Annotated in this window: 24 protein-coding genes and 1 riboswitch; of the genes, 6 read left to right on the top strand and 18 right to left on the bottom strand. The window is 64.3% G+C overall.

All coding sequences use genetic code 11. From position 1 onward, the window contains the following. Positions 1-127: 127 nt before the first annotated feature. Positions 128-376: a helix-turn-helix domain-containing protein gene (locus ABIG06_RS04060; RefSeq protein ID WP_061879477.1), complete on the bottom strand. Its 249-nt coding sequence runs from the start codon at positions 374-376 to the stop codon at positions 128-130. A 284-nt stretch (positions 377-660) separates the two neighbouring features. After that, positions 661-1,428 (bottom strand): SDR family NAD(P)-dependent oxidoreductase, encoded by a 768-nt coding sequence (locus tag ABIG06_RS04055; RefSeq protein WP_370134425.1) that lies wholly within the window; start codon positions 1,426-1,428, stop codon positions 661-663. 111 nt (positions 1,429-1,539) lie between these two features. On the opposite strand from ABIG06_RS04055, the gene ABIG06_RS04050 reads away from it, so the two are divergent. Beyond that, the gene (locus ABIG06_RS04050; protein WP_370134423.1) at positions 1,540-2,025 is read left to right on the top strand and encodes a J domain-containing protein; all 486 of its coding nucleotides are present in this window, start codon (positions 1,540-1,542) and stop codon (positions 2,023-2,025) included. A gap of 88 nt (positions 2,026-2,113) precedes the next feature. Here the strand turns inward: ABIG06_RS04050 and ABIG06_RS04045 are convergent, their stop codons facing one another. The 3 genes from ABIG06_RS04045 to ABIG06_RS04035 form a co-directional block, all read right to left on the bottom strand. Further along, entirely contained in the window at positions 2,114-2,365 is a 252-nt protein-coding gene (locus tag ABIG06_RS04045; RefSeq protein WP_370134421.1) for a hypothetical protein, read from the bottom strand. Between the two features lie 253 nt (positions 2,366-2,618). Beyond that, positions 2,619-2,879 (bottom strand): hypothetical protein, encoded by a 261-nt coding sequence (locus ABIG06_RS04040; RefSeq protein ID WP_370134420.1) that lies wholly within the window; start codon positions 2,877-2,879, stop codon positions 2,619-2,621. A gap of 146 nt (positions 2,880-3,025) precedes the next feature. After that, positions 3,026-3,409, bottom strand: a complete 384-nt coding sequence (locus ABIG06_RS04035; RefSeq protein ID WP_124160069.1) for a RidA family protein — start codon at positions 3,407-3,409, stop codon at positions 3,026-3,028. Between the two features lie 546 nt (positions 3,410-3,955). Here ABIG06_RS04035 and ABIG06_RS04030 point away from each other — a divergent pair. Then, on the top strand, positions 3,956-4,390 hold the full coding sequence (locus ABIG06_RS04030) for a hypothetical protein (protein ID WP_124160068.1): 435 nt from the start codon (positions 3,956-3,958) through the stop codon (positions 4,388-4,390). 8 nt (positions 4,391-4,398) lie between these two features. Here the strand turns inward: ABIG06_RS04030 and ABIG06_RS04025 are convergent, their stop codons facing one another. The 3 genes from ABIG06_RS04025 to ABIG06_RS04015 form a co-directional block, all read right to left on the bottom strand. Continuing rightward, complete coding sequence (locus tag ABIG06_RS04025) at positions 4,399-5,106, bottom strand: glutathione S-transferase family protein (protein WP_124160067.1); 708 nt, start codon at positions 5,104-5,106, stop codon at positions 4,399-4,401. A 135-nt stretch (positions 5,107-5,241) separates the two neighbouring features. Further along, positions 5,242-5,892, bottom strand: a complete 651-nt coding sequence (locus ABIG06_RS04020) for a glutathione S-transferase family protein (protein WP_124160066.1) — start codon at positions 5,890-5,892, stop codon at positions 5,242-5,244. A 259-nt stretch (positions 5,893-6,151) separates the two neighbouring features. Next, a complete protein-coding gene (locus tag ABIG06_RS04015; RefSeq protein WP_245454490.1) occupies positions 6,152-6,652 on the bottom strand; it encodes a mismatch-specific DNA-glycosylase in 501 nt (166 codons plus the stop codon). 220 nt (positions 6,653-6,872) lie between these two features. On the opposite strand from ABIG06_RS04015, the gene ABIG06_RS04010 reads away from it, so the two are divergent. Both ABIG06_RS04010 and ABIG06_RS04005 read left to right on the top strand, forming a co-directional pair. After that, the gene (locus ABIG06_RS04010) at positions 6,873-7,184 is read left to right on the top strand and encodes a RelA/SpoT domain-containing protein (protein WP_370134416.1); all 312 of its coding nucleotides are present in this window, start codon (positions 6,873-6,875) and stop codon (positions 7,182-7,184) included. A gap of 34 nt (positions 7,185-7,218) precedes the next feature. Next, complete coding sequence (locus ABIG06_RS04005; RefSeq protein WP_370134414.1) at positions 7,219-7,671, top strand: hypothetical protein; 453 nt, start codon at positions 7,219-7,221, stop codon at positions 7,669-7,671. A 107-nt stretch (positions 7,672-7,778) separates the two neighbouring features. Here ABIG06_RS04005 and thiC read toward each other — a convergent pair whose 3' ends face one another. The 6 genes from thiC to ABIG06_RS03975 form a co-directional block, all read right to left on the bottom strand. After that, positions 7,779-9,677, bottom strand: coding sequence for a phosphomethylpyrimidine synthase ThiC (thiC, locus tag ABIG06_RS04000; RefSeq protein ID WP_124160063.1), 1,899 nt, complete (start codon positions 9,675-9,677; stop codon positions 7,779-7,781). Between the two features lie 171 nt (positions 9,678-9,848). Continuing rightward, positions 9,849-10,457, bottom strand: a complete 609-nt coding sequence (locus tag ABIG06_RS03995) for a thiamine phosphate synthase (RefSeq protein ID WP_124160062.1) — start codon at positions 10,455-10,457, stop codon at positions 9,849-9,851. Beyond that, positions 10,444-11,226 carry a thiazole synthase gene (locus tag ABIG06_RS03990; RefSeq protein WP_124160061.1) on the bottom strand — a complete coding sequence of 261 codons (783 nt, stop codon included), beginning with the start codon at positions 11,224-11,226 and terminating at the stop codon, positions 10,444-10,446. The genes ABIG06_RS03995 and ABIG06_RS03990 overlap by 14 nt, the downstream gene beginning before the upstream one ends. A gap of 151 nt (positions 11,227-11,377) precedes the next feature. Then, the gene (gene thiS / locus ABIG06_RS03985; RefSeq protein WP_124160060.1) at positions 11,378-11,575 is read right to left on the bottom strand and encodes a sulfur carrier protein ThiS; all 198 of its coding nucleotides are present in this window, start codon (positions 11,573-11,575) and stop codon (positions 11,378-11,380) included. Between the two features lie 7 nt (positions 11,576-11,582). Beyond that, positions 11,583-12,608, bottom strand: coding sequence for an FAD-dependent oxidoreductase (locus ABIG06_RS03980; RefSeq protein ID WP_124160059.1), 1,026 nt, complete (start codon positions 12,606-12,608; stop codon positions 11,583-11,585). Next, positions 12,596-12,724: riboswitch (TPP riboswitch) on the bottom strand. (Overlaps the previous gene by 13 nt.) Before the next feature lie 194 nt (positions 12,725-12,918). Beyond that, entirely contained in the window at positions 12,919-13,461 is a 543-nt protein-coding gene (locus ABIG06_RS03975; RefSeq protein WP_124160058.1) for a lytic transglycosylase domain-containing protein, read from the bottom strand. A 306-nt stretch (positions 13,462-13,767) separates the two neighbouring features. Between ABIG06_RS03975 and ABIG06_RS03970 the strand changes: the two genes are divergently transcribed. Beyond that, positions 13,768-13,983: a hypothetical protein gene (locus ABIG06_RS03970; protein ID WP_199751458.1), complete on the top strand. Its 216-nt coding sequence runs from the start codon at positions 13,768-13,770 to the stop codon at positions 13,981-13,983. Between the two features lie 214 nt (positions 13,984-14,197). Then, positions 14,198-14,731, top strand: coding sequence for a PRC-barrel domain-containing protein (locus ABIG06_RS03965; protein ID WP_370134408.1), 534 nt, complete (start codon positions 14,198-14,200; stop codon positions 14,729-14,731). Positions 14,732-14,827: 96 nt separating this feature from the next. Here ABIG06_RS03965 and ABIG06_RS03960 read toward each other — a convergent pair whose 3' ends face one another. Genes ABIG06_RS03960 through ABIG06_RS03945 form a run of 4 tightly spaced genes read right to left on the bottom strand, consistent with a single transcriptional unit; the run spans position 14,828 to position 19,145 of the window. Beyond that, complete coding sequence (locus ABIG06_RS03960; protein WP_199751457.1) at positions 14,828-15,658, bottom strand: ABC transporter permease; 831 nt, start codon at positions 15,656-15,658, stop codon at positions 14,828-14,830. Next, positions 15,655-16,917: an ABC transporter permease gene (locus ABIG06_RS03955; protein WP_124160055.1), complete on the bottom strand. Its 1,263-nt coding sequence runs from the start codon at positions 16,915-16,917 to the stop codon at positions 15,655-15,657. Before ABIG06_RS03955 ends, ABIG06_RS03960 begins: the two co-directional genes overlap by 4 nt. 22 nt (positions 16,918-16,939) lie before the next feature. After that, positions 16,940-17,989: an ABC transporter substrate-binding protein gene (locus tag ABIG06_RS03950; RefSeq protein ID WP_370134405.1), complete on the bottom strand. Its 1,050-nt coding sequence runs from the start codon at positions 17,987-17,989 to the stop codon at positions 16,940-16,942. 46 nt (positions 17,990-18,035) lie between these two features. Continuing rightward, the gene (locus ABIG06_RS03945) at positions 18,036-19,145 is read right to left on the bottom strand and encodes an ABC transporter ATP-binding protein (RefSeq protein WP_124160053.1); all 1,110 of its coding nucleotides are present in this window, start codon (positions 19,143-19,145) and stop codon (positions 18,036-18,038) included. Positions 19,146-19,201 lie beyond the last annotated feature (56 nt).

Below are 19,201 nucleotides of genomic sequence, written 5' to 3'. Positions count from 1 at the left end.
CGTGCCGGGCTTGATCAATATCTCGGTCGCGACGATCGCGCTTGCGGTCATCGCCGGCATGTATCTGCGGCACGAGCTGCACCGATTGTCGCGGCGCGCGTCGTCGCGGGCGGACCGATGTCACCCGTCAGTCCTGATAGGCAGGCACCTCGATGCCGGAGGCGGCATAGAGCCTGATCTTGTTGCGCAGCGTGCGCACCGACAGGCCGAGCACGCGCGCTGCACGCGTGCGGTTTCCGTCGCAGCGTGCAAGCGTCTGGAGCACGAGCTCACGCTCGACCTCGTCGACCGTGGCGCCGATCAGCATCGGAACGATCTGATTAGGGGCTAGGAATTGCGCGCCCGGTTCGGACGCAGCGACATGAACAGTGGTCATCAATATACTCCCCGACCAACGCCCGCTTCCATCATTGGAAGCGGATCGAGAACCAACGACCCCAAGCCGTAATTTCACGGTGGTCCTGTTTGGTTAATGAAAGGTTAATCGGAAGCGAACCCACCAATTGACCCCGGGAATGCCGCGAAGCCGCCGCGATTGGCCGCAGGATGCATCGCGATGCGGGCCTATCTCGCGCGACGCGCGCATCATGTCTGGATCCTCCGCTGTCATGCGCCGCCACCGGCGCGAGGCGGGCGATGACACTTCCGGACTATGCGTCCTCACACCGTCCGATACCCGCCGTCCACCATCACGATCGTTCCGGTGACATAGGCCGACAGGTCCGACGCCAGGAAGATCGCGGGTCCGACGATGTCCTCGGGCTTGCCGGTGCGCGCCAGCGGGGTGTGATCGAGGAAGGCCTGCACCAGGGCCGGATTGGTCGCGCGCACATTGGCGTTGATGTTGGTCTCGATGAAGCCGGGACCGATCGCGTTGACGCGCACGCCTTCCTTGCCGAGCTCGGCGGCGAGCGCCTTGGTGAAGCCGAGCACACCGTGCTTCGAGGTCGTGTAGGCCGCCGAGCTCGGCGTGCGCAGATGCACGAAGGACTGGATCGAGCCGATGTTGACGATGCGGCCTTTGCTCGCGCGCAACGGCGCGAGGAACGCCTGCGTCATGTTGAACACGCCGTTGAGGTTGAGCGAGATGATGTCGTTCCAGTCCTTCGCCACCGTCTCGGTCTCGGCGGTGAAGGCGTTGCGGCGGGTGATGCCGGCATTGTTGACGAGGATCGAGACCTGTCCGACCTTGTCCGCAACCTGCCTCGCCAGGGCAAAGCAATCCTCGCGCCTGACAACGTCGAGCGCAAAGCTCTCGGCCTTGCCGCCCGCCTGCCGGATCTCCTGAGCCGCCTCCGCCACCGTCTCGGCGTTGAGGTCGAGCAGCACGACCTGCGCCCCCTCCCGCGCGTAGCCGGCCGCGATCGCCCGGCCGATGCCGGAGCCGGCACCCGTGACGACGGCGATGTGGTTTGCGAGCAATGCCATGACATAGTCCTCCCGATTTCTTTTCGAAGTTTCACGAAAAGCTAACGCGAAATTAAGGGGGCGGAAACGGCGGCCTTGGCATACTGATCCTGATTGCTAAACGTTGCGCGCATGATGGAACGGCTGGACTCCTGGAAACTCGCTCTCGAACGGCTGCGGTCGGCGCACGCGCCCGATTGGGCCGAGGCGGGCCGGCTCCTGGCCGAGATCGTGCGGATGAGCAGCGACGTCACGCTGCGCCATGCCGCCGAGCAGGCGCTGCCGGTGCTGCGCCATGCCGCGGACAATGACGATCACGGCGTGACGCCGGCGGCCCAGCGCCGTCTCGGCGTGGTGCTCAAGGTCGTGCACGATCTGACCGCCCCGCGCTTCGGCCGTCGCAACGCCATGCCGAAACAGCTGTCCCGCGAGGAGCGCGCCCGCAAGGTGCTCGGCCTGCCGCTCGCGGTGCAGCTCACCTGCGAGGACATCAACCAGGCCTATCGCCGCGCCGCCAAGGGCATGCATCCCGACCGGGGCGGCAGCGCGCAAGGCTTCATCGACCTCGCCGCCGCGCGCGATCTCCTGATCCATCCCGGCGCGCACAAGGACGCGTGAGGGCGTATCGGCTCTCGTTCACGCGGCACGAAAAAGCCGGGCAAGGACCTGGCGTCCTTGCCCGGCTCCAGGTCCGCAGACCGAATTGTTACCAGGTGCAGTGGCCGGCCTTCAGCGCGGCGTCCTTCAGCGCGAGGGCATCGATGAAGGTCGGCACGCTCTCGCTGGCGCGGTGATAGCCGGCCGGCCACGGCGTGGTCGGGATGCTCTCGTCCCAGATCTGGCAGAAGCCGGTGTCCTGCCAGCGGATCAGGTGATAGCTGGCTTCGGCAGGGCTCGCGGCGACGAAAGCCGTGACGGCAAGACCGGCGGCAGCGCACAGCATGGAAATACGACGCATGGTCAGCTCCTCAAATGAAAGACGTGATGCGCCTCCCGACAATGACGGGAGGGGTGGCGCGGGACGGCCTTGGGGGATGCGCCCCGGACAAGATGTGAGTAGTTCCGCCGGCCGGTCAGGTTCAAAAGAGCCGCTGCGGGAAATGCGCGGTCCAGGCTGGAACGGAATAGCTTCTGCAAAAGAGAAGGGCGGACCGTTCGCGCGGTCCGCCCCCATGAAAACTCATCCGTCTACGCGATCCGTCGCGTCGGGCTCAGAGCGTGCAGCGGCGCTCGGCCCGCATCTTGATCTGGACGTCGGACGCTTCCTGGAAGGTCGGGAAAGGCTTGCTGACGACCTTGTAGGTCGACGCGCCGATCTGGAACGGCTTGTACTTGAGGTCCTCGTTCCAGACCTGGCAGATGCCCGTGTTGTCCCAGCGGATCACGTAATAGCCGACCGCCGCCGAGGCCGGCACGGCGAACACGGAACTGGCGATGCCGGCAACGGCACAGAGGGCGAGAACGCGACGCATGAAATATCTCCTTGTGGGGGACGTGGGGGACTTCGAAAATTCGTGCGGTAAAAGCAGGTTCTTTGCAAGCGGGGGAGCAGCCGCTCACGGACATGTCAGATGCAACCGCGCATTTGGTTTGGCCGCGTGCCCGCCAAGCCACACGCTCACTTCGAAAGCGACGCCACCGCCTCGATCTCGATCAGCATCTTCGGATCGGGTAGCGCCTGCACCACGCAGGTCGTGCGCGCAGGATAGGGCGGCGGGCCGAAGGCGCCGGCATAGAGCGCGTTCATGGCGGCGACGTCGGCGGCGCGGGTCAGGAGCACGTTGACCTTGACGAGGTCGCGCATGCCGGCGCCGGCCTCCGCCAGCACGCGCCTGATGTTGACGACGACGTTGGCGAACTGGGCCTCGAAACCGTCGGGCAGCGCGCCATTGGCATCGAAGCCGGGAATGCCCGAGACGAACAGGAGATCGCCGACCCGCGTCGCAAAGGACAGCGGCGGCGCCTTGACGTGCGGCGGGGGCGCGAAATGCTGGATCGGCATGGGGTCACCTCGAGGGTCGCTGAGGCATCAGCGTAGCGGCAGGCGCGGCGCGCTCCAAACAAAAAGTTGGAAAACAACCCCATGCACAGTAGACGCCGCACGGAAATCATTGATGTTTTCCAGAATTCGCGAAAGGCGAAGCCCCCGCTTGCTCCGTCGGGCAAAACAGGGGCATAATGGCATGATGGCGAGAGTGCTTCGTGGTTCGCCTCTTCCCGTGTGCGGGGCAATCGCGGAAGCGGGATCCCTGCGGCCATCCTTCGAGACGCCCGCTTTGGGCGGGCTCCTCAGGATGAGGGCGGAGTGCGCGACAGCAGTTTCAGCGGGGACCGGCGCCAATGAGCCTCATCCTGAGAAGACCGCTGCAAGCGGTCGTCTCGAAGGACGAGGCGCTTGCTCTGACCGCGAAGAGCACACCGTGCTCGCGGCGAGCGCCGATGTCCGCCATACGCAGCACTTCAATCATGTTGCCGCCGCGATCCATCGGATAGATTCGCTGCGTCTGATTCGAATCCTGCCTTGAAAAATAGCCCCCCGGAGACACCCATGAAGCTCGCATCCACCCTTCGCGCCGCGCTGGTCGCCATCGCGGCCCTGGCCGGCCTCTCGACCGCCGCGCGGGCCGACAGCGGCTTCGTGACGCTGACGATCTACAAGGCGGGGTGGATCATCGGCGGCTCGGGCGGGAGCGGCGTGCTGAACTTCCGCGGCCGCTCCTATGCGCTCTCCACCGGCGGCCTCGACTACGGCCTCGTGTTCGGCGGCTCCAAGACCGTGCTGCGTGGCCGCGTCTCCAACATCAACCGCCCCTCGGACGTCGCCGGCGTCTACGGCGCGGCCGGGGCCGGCCTCGCCGTCGGCCGCGGCGCCCGCGCCATCGTGCTGAGCAACCAGAAGGGCGCGGTGCTGGAGCTGACGGGACACCAGGTCGGCTTGATGGCGAATGCCGATCTCAGCGGGCTCGCGATCACGATGCGGTAGAAGAGGTCCTACGAGACTGCGGACTTCGCGCTCACCATCGCATCAATCCGCTCGCAATGCGCGACGAGATTTTCGTGCGCATCGACGAAGGCCTTCAGCGGCGTCGGGATCGGAAAATAGTAGATGTTGGCGACGAAGCCGTAGATTCCGGCATCGACGCTGGTCGGCGCCGCGCCGTGGACGAAGCCCGCGGCCGGCACGATCTCCGCCAGCACCTGCAGATCGGCAAGCCCCCGCGCATAGGCCTGCTCGGGCGTGTAGCGGCCGATGCCCTGGTAGTGATAGCGCTGCGCGTTGTAGGCCTTCGCCTTCTCGAAGCCGGCGGCGTCGATCTGCGGATGCTGCGCGATGAAGCCGTCGCGGAACGCGGGATAGAAGCGCTCGTCCTTCCAGCGCGAATAGGACATCACCCAGTAGAGATCGTCCAGCATGCGCGTAATGAGGTGATTGGTGCGGCGCTGCTCCGCGGACAATGCGGCGTCGATGGTCAGGCGGTACTTCGCGATCGTGTACGCGATGATGGTCTCGCTGTCGCCGATGGTCTCACCGTTGTCGACGATGTAAGGCAGCTGCCCGCGCGGCGCGGCGGAGGCATCGAAGATGTGCTGCTGCGCGAACGGCACACCCGCGAGCTTCAGGAAGGCATAGACCTTGAGGCCGTAGCCGTTGTTGTCGGCGACGCCGAAGAGCTCGGGATAGGAGTAGAGGGTCAGCATCGGCGGGCTCCTCCGTGTGGGGGAGCCAGAATGCAGGGGGTCCGAAATGGATGCAATGGCGGCCCGGAGCCCCATGAGCGGAAAGCGACATGCCGGTCGCCTGCCGGCCCCGGACATCGCTTGCGCTCATCCGGGCTATGAACGCGACGCAGTGGTGAACACCGCCAACTGTGCCTCGAATGCACGCTTGAAGGCCGGCCGCGCCTCGCCGCGGGCGACGTAGGCGGCGATGTCAGGGTATTCGTCGAGCAGGCCTGACGTGTTCAACCGCCGCAGCACCGTCACCATCATGAGATCGCCGGCGCTGAAGGCGCCGTCCAGCCAGTCGGCTTTGCCGAGGCGGCGGGACAATTCGCCGAGCCTGATACGGACGCGATCCTGCAAGCTGGGCAGCCGCTCGGCGTACCAGCTCCTATCGCGTTCGAGCAGCATCGCCATGCCGAGTTCGACGATCGGCGGCTCCACCGTACTCAGCGCGGCGAACATCCAGGCGATCGCGCGAGCGCGCGCGTTGGCGTCCTTCGGCAGCAAGCCATCATGGCGCTCGGCGATGTGGAGCACGATCGCGCCGGATTCGAACAGGGCGAGGTCACCATCCTCATAGGTCGGGATCTGCCCGAATGGATGCAGCGCACGATGCGCGGGCTGTTTCATCGCGACGAACGAGACGAGGCGAACGTCGTAGGGCTGGCCGACCTCCTCCAGCGCCCAGCGCACCCGCATGTCGCGCGCGTGGCCCTTGCCGCGGTCGGGGGAGGATTCGAAGGCGGTGATGGTGGGAGGCATCTGGGGGGCTCCATGTGGTCGCGCCTGGTCCAGAGGACGAATGGGCTGCGCGGATTCCGACAACGTTCCTTTTTATACGCGTGCCGCCAAACCAACGGTGTCGTCCCGGCGAACGCCGGGACCCATACCGCGTGATCTACCTGTTGCGGTTGGTCGTAGCACCGAAACGCCGAGCCTCCGCCAAACTACTCCGGGGGGTTATGGGTCCCCGCGTTCGCGGGGACGACAGCGGAATGTGACGCGCTATCGTTCGCTGAACCTACGCGGCGATCCACGCCGCCAGCTCCCGCCACGGCTCCAGCGTCCAATGCCCGGACGCCGCACCTGACGGCGAGGGCAGCACGAACATCTCCGGCAGGCTTGCGTCCCGCGCCTGCCGCCCCAGCGCAATCGCGGCTGACGGCCTGCCATAGAACAAACTTGCCGCCTTCTTGCTCGTGAACGCGATCGTCCGCGGCCGGTACGTTTCGATCTTCGCCCTGAACCCCGGCACATCGATCGTCTCCGCCGCGATCTGGTGATCCATTCCGGCGCTGGTCTTGCAGAGATCGGTGAAGCCGATCCCGAGCGCGATCAGCGACGCAAACTCACTCGGCTGATAGCGTCGCGGCGTGATCCCGGCCTCGTGGATCGCGCGCCAGAAGCGGTTGCCGGGATGGGCGTAGTAATGCCCAAGCTCAGCCGAGCGCGTCGAGGCGGCGGTGCCGACGAAGACGAGGCGGAGATTGGGGCGGAGGAGATCGGGGAGGCGGTGAGGCAAATCAAGCTTATACCGGCAGAGTTGGATCAAGTCGAAAATTGAATGTTAAGACAGAAGCGGCATGGACCCAAACTCAGCTCGCTAGCAACGCTCCATGTTGCGGCTGCTAACTCAACCAAGGATAGCAATATTTGCCTGGATCGTCGCCGTATAGTATCAATCGCAATGCAATTGACGGTATCTGAACAGGTGGTCAGCAAGCATTTGGGGGTGCTGATTTATGATAGCGGAAGCCTTTAAGCAGAGAAGGTCGCTCTATCAAAGTCTTTCTGAATGCGTGCCGCCGTTGCTGAGAAAACTTGCAGCAGATAGTGGTATCGATGTTGCTTTGATAGAGCAGCGGGTAAAAGAGCAGGAAAGCTTAGAAAGAAAAATTGCTCGTCCCGATAAAGTCGGTAAGTATCGAAATTTGAGCGATATAACCGATCTCTGTGGCATTAGGGTTGTGCTTTATACGAACGAAGACTGCAGAGTGCTTACTGCAGCCATAGCTCAAAATTTTGAAATTGATTCTGCTAACTCTATCGCTTGAAGCCGCTGACGAAGCATTCTCCGAGGTTAAGTCCTTGAGCGCAGATTTGCGCGCCGAGTACAAAAGTGAAATTAGTCGAGGGAAGCTCGAGATATCCGTCAACAGGGATTCACTGGAAGCGTTCTTGCAGCAGTCCGAGACTGTACACGCTGTAGTCAATCGATGCATCGAACGCGGCATTAGCATCGACCTGGATGTAGACAGGCCCGACACTGCATTCGACTACCTAATATCCTCGCTTGCAGCGAGTGGCATCCATAACTTGAGTCAGTTTGAAGAGCGGCTACGAAATGTGTCAGAATCGAATATCGATGATCTGCAGGCCATCAACAGTCGAGGCGCATTTGGTTTTGGAATATTCACACCGCTCCGCGTGTTAATGATTTCCCAGCTGGATGCTGAGAATCGGCGCCGTGTTGTAGACAGGGTGCCGTCAGGCGGAGCTGTTGGGAATGCGGAGAGAGCGCACTTCTGTGGCGAGGACTAGGCGGCGAAATTTCACAAAAGAATGTGGGCGCTGAACGGCGATTATCTGAAGATCGGGCGTTAGCCCGATCTTCGTTCTGCGATAACGGAGCTACCTCACCTCGGCGCTCACAACACCCGATTGCTCTCCTTCACCTTCTCCGCATCCAGATACAAGCTCTCGCCCATCTCCTTGAACTTCGCGCTCATCCTGGCCATGCCGTCCTCGGCGGTGCCCTGCATCGACATCCCCACGCTGTTCGGATCGTTCAGCGTCGCCGCGTAGTCGCGCACGTCCTGCGTGATCTTCATCGAGCAGAATTTCGGGCCGCACATCGAGCAGAAATGCGCGACCTTGTGGGCTTCCTTCGGCAGGGTCTCGTCGTGGAAGCTCTTCGCGGTATCAGGATCGAGGCCGAGGTTGAACTGGTCGGTCCAGCGGAATTCGAACCGGGCGCGGGAGAGGGCGTCGTCGCGCAGTTGCGCGGCGGGGTGGCCCTTGGCGAGGTCGGCGGCGTGGGCGGCGATCTTGTAGGTGATGACGCCGGTCTTGACGTCGTTGCGGTCGGGCAGGCCGAGATGCTCCTTCGGCGTGACGTAGCAGAGCATGGCACAGCCGAACCAGCCGATCATGGCGGCGCCGATGCCCGAGGTGATGTGGTCATAGCCAGGCGCGATGTCGGTGGTCAGCGGCCCGAGCGTGTAGAACGGCGCTTCGCCGCACTCCTTCAGCTGCTTGTCCATGTTGATCTTGATCTTGTGCATCGGCACGTGGCCGGGGCCTTCGATCATGACCTGGCAGCCCTTGTCCCACGCGATCTTGGTCAGCTCGCCGAGCGTCTCCAGCTCGGCGAATTGCGCGCGGTCGTTGGCGTCGGCGATCGAGCCCGGGCGCAGGCCGTCGCCGAGCGAGAACGAGACGTCATACTTGCGCATGAGGTCGCAGATCTCGTCGAAATGCGTGTAGAGGAAACTCTCCTTGTGATGCGCGAGGCACCACTTCGCCATGATCGAGCCGCCTCTGGAGACGATGCCGGTCACGCGGCTGGCGGTGAGGTGGATGTATTGCAGGCGCACGCCGGCGTGGATGGTGAAATAGTCGACGCCCTGCTCGCACTGCTCGATCAGGGTGTCCTTGTAGAGCTCCCAGGTCAGCTTGACGGGATCGCCGTTGCACTTCTCCAGCGCCTGATAAATGGGAACGGTGCCAATCGGCACCGGCGCATTGCGCAGGATCCACTCACGTGTGGTGTGGATGTTGCGGCCCGTCGAGAGGTCCATCACGGTGTCGGCGCCCCAGCGGATCGCCCACACCATCTTCTCGACCTCCTCCTCGACCGACGAGGTCACGGCGGAGTTGCCGATATTGGCGTTGATCTTGGTCAGGAAGTTGCGGCCGATGATCATCGGCTCGAGCTCGGAGTGGTTGATGTTGGAGGGGATGATGGCGCGGCCGCGGGCGATCTCGTCGCGCACGAACTCCGGCGTGATGAAGGCGGGCACCGAGGCGCCGAAGCTCTCGCCGTCGGCGAGGGCTGCTTCCGCACGTTCGAGCTGTGCCTTTCGGCCAAGGTTCTCGCGCGCGGCGACGTAGATCATCTCCTTGGTGATGATGCCGGCGCGAGCGAATTCGAGCTGGGTGATCTTGTGGCCGTCGAGGCCGCGTAAGGGTTTGTGATAGGCAGAGAAGGCGCGTGCGGCCTTGTCGGTGGACAGGTTGCCATTGTCCTCGGGCTTGATCTGCCGGCCCTCATATTCCTCGACGCCGCCGCGCTCCAGCACCCATTGCTTGCGGTTGCGCGGCAGGCCGGCGTTGACGTCGATGGTGACATCAGGGTCGGTGTAGGGGCCCGAGGTGTCGTAGACCGGCAGGTTCGGTTCGCCCGCGCCTTCGGACAGGATGATCTCGCGCAGCGGCACGCGCAGATCGGGCGCGGCGTCGGGGGTAGCGAAGATCTTGCGCGAGGAGGGCAGCGGGCCGGTGGTGACGGCGGGGACGGTCTGTTGCGGGTTGGAGCGGATGTTCATGGGATCCTCCGGTTTAATTCGTTTGCATTGGCGCCGAGACGACGCTGGTGAATTCTCGCTCCGTCATTGCGAGCGCAGCGAAGCAATCCAGAAATGCATCCGCGGAAGCAGTCTGGATTGCTTCGTCGCAAGGGCTCCTCGCAATGACGAGTGGAGGGAGTGGGGCGATCATCATGCCGCCTCCTTCGAACCGTCGAGCCATTGCCGCACGCGAGCATCGGGGTCGGCGTTCTGGGTGACGTCGGAAACGACGGCGATCGAATCCGCGCCGGCGGCAAAGATCTCTGCGGCGTGCTCGAACTTGATGCCGCCGATCGCGACCAGCGGAATGGTGCCGATGCGCTTCTTCCATTCCGTGATTTTTGGAATGCCCTGCGGCTCGAAACGCATCGATTTGAGCGTGGTGAAGAAGATCGGGCCGAGCGCGACGTAGTCGGGCTGGGCTTCGAGCGCGGTCGCAAGCTCGTCGTCGTCATGGGTGGAGATTCCGAGCTTGAGGCCGGCCTCGCGGATCGCCTTGAGGTCGGCCTCAGCCAGATCCTCCTGGCCGAGATGCAGATATTCTGCGCCGGCGACGACCGCCGCGCGCCAATAGTCGTTCACCACCAGCTTGGCCTGCGTGCCCTTCGTGATCGCCAGCGCGTCGGAGACGATTTGAAGCGCCTGCGAGTCGTCGAGCTCCTTCGCGCGCAGCTGGATGGTGCCGACGCCGAGCTTTGTCAGGCGCTCGACCCATTGGAGGCTGTCGACGACGGGATAAAAGCGATCAGGAAACGGCATGCCAGAACGGGGTCCCAACGACAGGAGTGGAGGGGGAGGCGAAATCGCGGGCGTTCATCAGCCCGGCTTCATAAGCGGTGCGGCCGGCGTCACAGCCGAGGCGGAAGGCATTGGCCATCGCGACGGGATCGGCGGCTTTGGCGATGGCGGTGTTGAGCAGCACGGCGTCGTAGCCGAGCTCCAGCGCATGCGCCGCGTGGGAGGGAGCGCCGAGACCCGCGTCGACCACCAGCGTGATATCAGGCAGCCGCTCGCGCAAAAGCTTCAGCGCATCGCGGTTGGTGATGCCTTTCGCGCTGCCGATCGGCGCGGCCCACGGCATCACCACTTTGCACCCCGTTTCAACCAGGCGGTTCGCCACCGAGAGATCCTCGGTGCAATAGGGGAACACCTCGAAACCGTCCTTGATCAGGATGCTTGCGGCTTCGACCAGGCCGACGACATCGGGCTGCAGCGTGTCGTTGTCGGCGATGACTTCGAGCTTGATCCAGTTCGTGCCGAACAGCTCGCGTGCCAGCTTGGCCGTCGTCACGGCCTCGCGCACGGTGCGGCAGCCGGCGGTGTTCGGCAGCACGGTGACGTCGAGCTCGCGGATCAGCTTCCAGAACGCATCGCCGGTCTTGCCGCCGGCGGATTCGCGCCGCAGCGATACCGTAACGATGCTGGCGCCGGAGGCGCGAATCGCTTCCTGCATGATCGCGGGCGAAGGGTAGAGCGCGCTGCCGATCAGGAGGCGCGAGGCGAAGGTCTTGCCGTAGAAGGTCACCATGTTGAAGTCCCCGTCATTCCGGACGGGCCGCGGTACGCGGGCCGATCCGGAATCTCGAAGTTGTGGCGCGAGATTCCGGGTTCACGCTTCGCGTGCCCCGGAATGACGGGCCAAAAAGAGCCGTCGCCGCGAAGAGAGTGTGCCATCCCGCTCACCCTCCCTGCCGCGGCGTGATGATCTCGATCTCGTCGCCGGCCTTCAGCTGCGTCTCGGCCCAGCGGCTTTTCGGCACGACGTCGTAGTTCAGCGCGATGGCGAAATGGCTGCCCTCGTAGTCGAGCTCGGTGAGCAGCGCGTCGACGCTTGCGGAACTCACCTCGCGCTGCTCGCCGTTGACGATCAGAAGCATTGGACGATCACCCGCATTGCATCACCTCGTTGTCGATCTGGCCGCGCTCGACATAGGCGAGCGTCAGCTCGGCGAGCGCGGGCGCGATCAGGAAGCCGTGGCGGTAGAGACCGTTGACGCTGATCCTGCCGCCGCGAATGCCGATGCGCGGCAGATTGTCCGGATAGGCGGGCCGAAGCCCTGAGCCGAACTCGACGATGCGGGCCTCGCCGAAGGCCGGATGCACGGTATAGGCCGCGCCAAGCAGCTCCAGCGCGGAGCGGACGCTGACGCCGGTGTCCTCGGCCTCGATCGAGGTCGCGCCCAGCATGAACAGGCCGGCCTCGCGCGGGATCACGTAGAGCGGCCAGCGCGGATGGATCAGCCGCACCGGGCGCGCAAGCTGCACCTCGTGGCTCTCGATCAGGATCATCTCGCCCTTGACGCCGCGAAGCTCGCTTTGCTCGTCGCGGGCGCCGAGGCCGCGGCAGTCGATCACGATGCCCTCGGGATCCGAGTTTGCGAGATCACCTGCGGTGACGTCGCTGCAGAACTTGATGTTGCCGCCGGCGGCGCGGATGCGCGCGTGCAGCTTCGGCAGCACGCGGCGCGGCTCGACATGGCCTTCGGCGGGGAAGAACAGCGCATCGCGGAAGCGGCCCTCCAGCGACGGCTCGAGCTCGGCGAGGCCCGCGGCATCGAGCCGGCGGTGATCCTCGGTCATGCGCGCAAAGCGCTCGAAATCGTTGCGCTCGCGCGGATGGGCGACGACGAGCGAGCCGTTGAAGGGCGTATCGGGCAGCTCGCGCCGCCAGATGTCGAGGGAGCGCAGCCCCAGGCGGCTGATGATGGGTTCTGCGACCTCGGCCTCGCAATAGGGCGCGAGCATGCCGCCGGCCCAATGGCTGGTGGCATCCGTCATCGCCTCGTCACCGCGCTCGTGCAAGGTCACGGCATGACCGGCCTGTGCGAACAGCAGGGCTTGCCAGGCGCCAGCAATGCCTGCGCCGATGATGGATACCGGGGAATCCGGTCGCTTGGTCGTTTGCAACATCCCTGTCCCTTCGCCGGCATGACCCGGATCAGGTTCAAAGGGTCACCGCGGTCCTGGGCCGAATTGCCCATTTAGCGGTATCTCAGCTCCTCCTCGGAGCACCCCTCGGAACGGTGCTAATGTATGCCAGTGACGGGCGGTGTCAACGCGTTTGGCCCGGAACCTCAGTGTCCGTGCCCCGGACGCGATGCAGCGCCCCGCCGCTTGGCGGCGTGATGCGTCGCAGAGCCGGGGCCCATCTTTGCGGAGGGCTGGGTCCCGGCTCTGCGCAGCAGCGCTTCGCGCCGCTGCTTGTCCGGGATACGAGAGGCTACTGCGAGGCCTGCGCCCGCGCGTTACGGACGCGCTGTGCCAGCTTCTTGTGCGTCGGCGCGCCGAACATCGGCTGCGGGTTGCCGTTCGGCTCCAGCCAGCTCTCGTTGCTGGCCTGTTGCACCATCGTCTGCTGCTGCTCCTGGCGCTGGCGCTTTGCAGCGTAGTAATAGCCGCCTGCGAAATAACGCACAGCTCGGGCGTGGTCGCCGTTGGCGGCGCGATAGGCGCCGGCGAGGTATTTGACCGCATAGGTGAGGTTGGCGTTGGGATCGCGCAGGCCGGCGGCATCGCCGGTGTAGCCGACACCGCGAGCGGTCGCGAGCTTGATCTGCATCAGCCCGATGGTGCCGCCACGGCCGACGAGGTGCGGCTGGTAGCGGCTCTCGCGCATGATGACGCGATGCACCAGTGCTTCCGGCACGCCGTTGGCGCGGGCATGGGCCGCGACCATCTCGGCATATTCGGCTTCGCCGGCGAATGCGGCCTGCGGCAAAATCGATCCGGCCGCGAGCAGCGCGACAACGCGTAAAATTTTCATCAGATATCCCGTAAATGGCCTGGGTCCGGCTGCCTTATTGTTTGAGCATGATCTGCTTGTTTGAGCATGATCTGCTCGGAAAACCGCGATGCACTTTTCCGGATCATGCTTTAGGCCCCCGAACACGGCGATGATGTGACCAAACGACGCCGTTAACGTTTTTGCGGCGCCGTGCCGCCGTGATGACTCAAAGCTGGCGTAATCGGCTTTCGGGGCGGACGCCCCCCCGCGCGAGACAGCACGCCTGTCTATTCGTGCCGGCTCGCGAAAGCGAGTATGCAAGCGCTGCAAATCGGGAGAGGTGCCATGACAAAATCCAAGCTCGTCACTGCACACACCGGCGACATCCCGAGACATAACCCTTGCGCCCAGTGCGGCACGCCGATCGCGCAGCCCGACTGGATCGAGCCGGGCGAGGGGCGCATCTCCTACCTCTGGACCTGCCACGCCTGCAATTATCGCTTCGAGGCGGTGGCAATCTACGCGCATGAGATCGTCGAGCACCCGCCGCTTGCGGCCTGACGCGCGTATCCAGAGGTGAGCCGCGGTTGCTGCCTACGAGGATGCATGATCGTCGGCGAGAATCGTGCGCTGCAAAATGTTCCTGAGTGACGCAGGAACATGCCTTGCGTGATGTTCCGCTCGCGCATTGCGCGACGAAATTGCGGCGCGCACGGAACTGCGCGTGATCAGCGCTGTTTTCCCAGCACGAGTTTTCTGTGAAGGAGAGGACGACATGCTGACGAAATCAATCGCCGCCGGCCTTGCCGGCACCGCGCTGCTTGCAACCGTCGCGTTCGCACAATCGCCGACGACCACGACCGACAAGGCGCCGACCGCGGCCACGGCCACCACGACATCCACGACCGCGTCGGGCCAGTGGCGTACGTCCAAGATGGACGGCCTGAAGGTCTACAACGAGGCCAACGAGAACATCGGCACGATCAACGACCTCTTGATGGACAAGAACGGTGACATCAAGATTGCCGTGATCGGCGTCGGCGGCTTCCTCGGCATGGGCGAGCATCTCGTTGCCGTGCCCTATGAGAAGCTGAAGTTCGTCAACGAGGCCGTCGCCTACACCGGCACGGGCGCCAAGCCGGGCGCGACCACCACCACGACCACCACCACCGGCGCCGCGACCGGCACCGACAACAGGCCGGCTGCGACCACGACGTCGTCCGCGTCGAAATGGTATCCGGACCATGCCGTGTTCAACGCGAGCAAGGACGAGCTGAAGAACATGCCCCAGTTCAAGTACTCGGAGTAATGCGGCTCGCCTGACTGCCTAAACGAAGCGCGCCCGGTCTTCACTGGGCGCGCTGTCGTGTCCTTTCGTCACTGCAAGAAATTGCGAAGCCGCCGCTCAGGCGCGGCCGCCCTTGAGTCGCTCGTTGCGTCGGCGCAGGCCTTCCAGGGTGGCGAGGAGGATGACCGAGACCGTCGTCAGGATCACCGCCGCTGCCGTGATGGTCGGGCTGATGTTCTCGCGGATGCCGCTGAACATCTCGCGCGGCAGCGTGCGTTGCTCGGGACCTGCCATGAACAGCACGATCACCACCTCATCGAAGCTGGTCGCGAAGGCGAACAGTGCGCCTGACGCGAGGCCGGGCAGGATCAGCGGCAGGATCACGCGGCGGAACGCCTGAAGCGGCGAAGCGCCGAGCGAGGCGGCGGCGCGCGCCAGATTGGTGTCGAAGCTTTGCAGCGTCGCGCCGACCGTGATCACCACGAAGGGCGTCGCCAGCGCGGTGTGGGCCAGGATCAGGCCGAGATAGGTGCCGGTCAGTCCGATCGGTGCGAAGAAGAAATACAGGCCGACCGCGGTGATGACCCCGGGCACGACGACCGGCGAGAGCACGAACGCCAGCACGAGCGGTTTGAACCGGCTCTTCCACTGCGCCAGGCCCAGCGCGGCCGTCGTGCCGAGGACCATGGACAGCGCCGTCGAGGCGACGCCGATGATCATGCTGTTCTTCAGCGAATTCATCCAGCGCGGCGAAGTGACGAAGTCGGCGTACCAGCGCAAGGAAAGGCCTGGCAGCGGATAGGTGAGATACGAGCCCGAGCTGAAGGACAGCGGCATGATCGCCAGGATCGGCGCGATCAGGAAGACGAACACCAGCGTGGAGACGATGATGGTCGCGGTCCACGCGATGCGCTGGCTGGGCGTGCGCAAGGAGGAATGATCGCTCAATCCTTCATGCCTCCCGTGACCTGCTGGCCCTGCACCAGCTTGCCGTAGACGAGGGCGAGCAGGACGGTGGCCAGCAGCAGCACCGCGCCCAGCGCCGAAGCAAGGCCCCAATTGGCCGTCTCGGTGGTGTAGAGCGCGATGAAATAGCTGATCATCTGGTCGGCGGCGCCGCCGACCAGGGCCGGCGTGATGTAGTAGCCGAGCGCCAGGATGAAGACGAGCAGGCTTCCGGCGCCGATGCCCGGCAGCGTTTGAGGCAGGTAGATCCGCAGGAAGGCGGTGACCGGCGGCGCTCCGAGCGAAGCGGCGGCCCGCATGTAAGCCGGCGAGATTGCCTTCATGCTGCTGTACAGCGGCAGGATCATGAACGGCAGCAGAACGTGGGTCATGGCGACGCAGACGCCGAAGCGGTTGTAGATCAGGCGCAGCGGCGCGTCGATGATGCCAAGCCACTGAAGGCTGTCGTTCACGACGCCCTTGCTCTGCAACAGGACGATCCAGGCGCAGGTGCGGACCAGAAGCGACGTCCAGAACGGCAGCAGGACGAAGATCATCAAGAGGTTCGACCGGGCCGGCGGCAGCGTCGCCAGGAGGTAGGCGACCGGGAAGCCGAGGATCAGACAGAGTGCGGTGACGCCGAGGCTGATGAGGAAGGTGCGGGCGAAAATGTCGCGATAGATGGCTTGGTCGGGCGGGGCCGCGACGATCGAGCCGTCCGCGTTCCTGACAAGGTCGAGCGCCGCCAGCAGGTAGAAGCCGGTCACCGGGCCGCTGGCCGCCTTGATCGTCGTCCAGGTCGCGCGTTCGCGCCAGGCCGGATTGACCTTGCCCAGCGTCTCCCTGGCCGTCCCTCGCTCCGGCACCGCCTTCAGATTGCGGGCGGTGCTGGTCAGGATCGTGCGGAAGCCGTTCAGCGCGTAGTTCAGCCGCTTGGCTGCAATCGCGATGGTGCCGGCGGCGCGCGCCGCGAGGATGTCGCTTGCCAGCGCCGCATAGGCCTCTTCATCCGGCAGGTCCCTGCCGTCCCAGCTGGCGAGAGCGGCGATGGTTTGCGGCAGGACCTGACGCACCTCCCTGTCATCGACCGCGCGCCACAGCATGCCGGCGATCGGCCCCGCAAAGGTGAAGAGCAGGAAGACGAGAAGCGGCAGAACCAGCGCCAATGCCTTGACCTGGCGTGCCCGCTCTGCACGCCTCAGTCGGCGCTTGAGCGGCACCTCGGCCTGCGCATTGGCGCCGGTCAGGAGCGCATCCGTCATCGGTCGAGCCTTGCGGGTCCTGTTACTTCGCGGCCCATTTGTTGAAGCGCTCGGTCAGGCGGTCGATGTTCTCGAGCCAGAAGGCAACGTTGATCTCGACCGCGTTCTTGATGTTGTCGGGCGCCGTCGGCAGATCCTTCAGAACGGCGGGCGCCAGCAGAGCGGATGCGCCCTTGTTCGATGTGCCGTAAGCAATGTTCTCCGACAGTTTTGACTGGTTCTCCGCCTTGCCGACGAAGTCCAGGAACTTGTAGGCCGCGTCCTTGTTGGGACTCCCCTTCAGGATGACCCAGCTGTCGAGGGTGAAGAGCGCGCCGTCCCACACCATGCCGAAATTCTTCTTCTCGTTCTTGTTCGCGGTGTCGATGCGGCCATTGTAGACCGAGGTCATCGCCACCTCGCCGGAGGCGAGCAATTGCGGCGGCTGGGCGCCGGCCTTCCACCACACGATGTCGCCCTTGATGGTGTCCAGCTTCTTGAACGCGCGATCGACGCCTTCGTCGGTCGCCAGCACCTTGTAGACGTCCTTCGGCGCGACGCCGTCGGCCATGAGGGCGATCTCCAGCGTGGTCTTCGGGCCCTGACGCAGGGCGCGCTTGCCGGGAATCTTCTTGATATCGAAGAAGTCGGCCCAGCCGCCGGGGGCCTGCTTCAGCCTGTCCTTGTCGTAGCCGAGAACGAAATCGTAGAGGATGGCGCCGACGCCGCAGGGATTGACCGACGGCGGGATATAGGCGGCTTCGCCGCCGATCTTGGAATAGTCGAGCTTCTCGAACAGGCCTTCCTCGCAGCCGACCGCCAGTTCGTCGCTCTCGACCTGGACGACGTCCCAGGTGGCGGCGCCGCCCTGCACCTTGGCGCGCAGCACGCCGACGCCGCCGTCCCAGGACTCGTCGTTCATCGCAATGCCGGACGCCTTCTTGAACGGCTCGAAATAGACCTTCTTCTGCGCATCCTGATACGCGCCGCCCCACGAGACGACGGTGAGGTCACGCGCCTCTGCGACCGTCGCCAGCGCTGCGCTGGCACTGAACGCTGCGGCGAAACCCAGAGCAATCTTGCGATTCAGCATGGTCTTCGTTCCTTCTTCGTGAGTTATGTGAGTTGATTGTCTTGGGTCAGACGGGATCGAGAGCGAGGCAATCCTCGGGGCGGAATGTGATGAAGACGCTTTCGCCATGGCTCAGGCTGTCATGAGCGCCCGGCTGAAGCTTGACCATGAATTCGCCGTTGCCGGCGACGTCGAGCACGGCTAGCGCATGGTCGCCGAGATAGATGGTGTTCTGCACCTTCGCCGGCAGGCGGTTCGGTCCTTCGCCGGAGGTGCCATCCAGGACGATGGCAACGCGCTCCGGCCGCACCGACAGGGAGGTCGATGCGCCCGCGCCTGATACATTGATCGCCCGTGCGGTCACGGCACCGCCACCAGCCAGCACGACGCGGCAATAGCCCTTGTCGACCGTCTCGACGGTGCCGGGGAGCACATTGTTCTCGCCGATGAAGTGCGCGACGAAGCTGTTCACCGGATGCTCATACAGCGCATCGGGCCTGTCGATCTGCTGCACGATGCCGTCGTTGAACACGGCGATGCGGTCCGACATGGTCAGCGCTTCGCTCTGATCGTGGGTGACATAGACGATCGTGATGCCCGTGGTCTCGTGCAGTTGCTTGATCTCCAGCTGCATCTGTTCACGCAGGCGCTTGTCGAGGGCGCCAAGGGGCTCGTCCATCAGCACGAGTTGCGGATTGAAAACCAGCGCGCGGGCCAGCGCCACGCGCTGCTGCTGACCGCCGGAGAGTTGACCCGGCCGCCGATGCGCCAGGGCCTCCATCTTGATCATGCGCAACGCTGCTCTCACGCGCTCCTGCGCTTCCGCCTTGTTCGTCTTGCGAACGGACAGCGGGAAGGCGATGTTCTCCGCGATCGTCAGGTGCGGAAACAGGGCGTAGTTCTGGAACACCATGCCGATGTCGCGCTTGTGCGGCGGCACGTTCTTGATCGGACGGTCCGCGAGATAGATCTCGCCATGGGTCGGCACCTCGAAGCCGGCCAGCATCATCAGCGTCGTCGTCTTGCCCGAGCCCGAGGGGCCGAGCAGGGTGATGAACTCGCCCTTCCTGATGTCGAGATCGAGGTTCTTCACCACGAGGTGCTCGCCATCATAGGTCTTCTGAATGCCGGAAAAGCGTACCAGTGCCGGCGCAGGTGTGACCATGCCGGCTTCCATGTCGTCCTCGCGTTGTCCCCTACCGTGCCGTGCGAGATTAGCATCGTGCAGCGAGA

The sequence above is a fragment of the Bradyrhizobium sp. USDA 326 genome (genome assembly GCF_049739485.1).
Taxonomy (GTDB): Bacteria; Pseudomonadota; Alphaproteobacteria; order Rhizobiales; family Xanthobacteraceae; genus Bradyrhizobium.
Note: the sequence above shows the minus strand (reverse complement) of the source record. Positions and strands in the feature narration are given on the sequence as shown.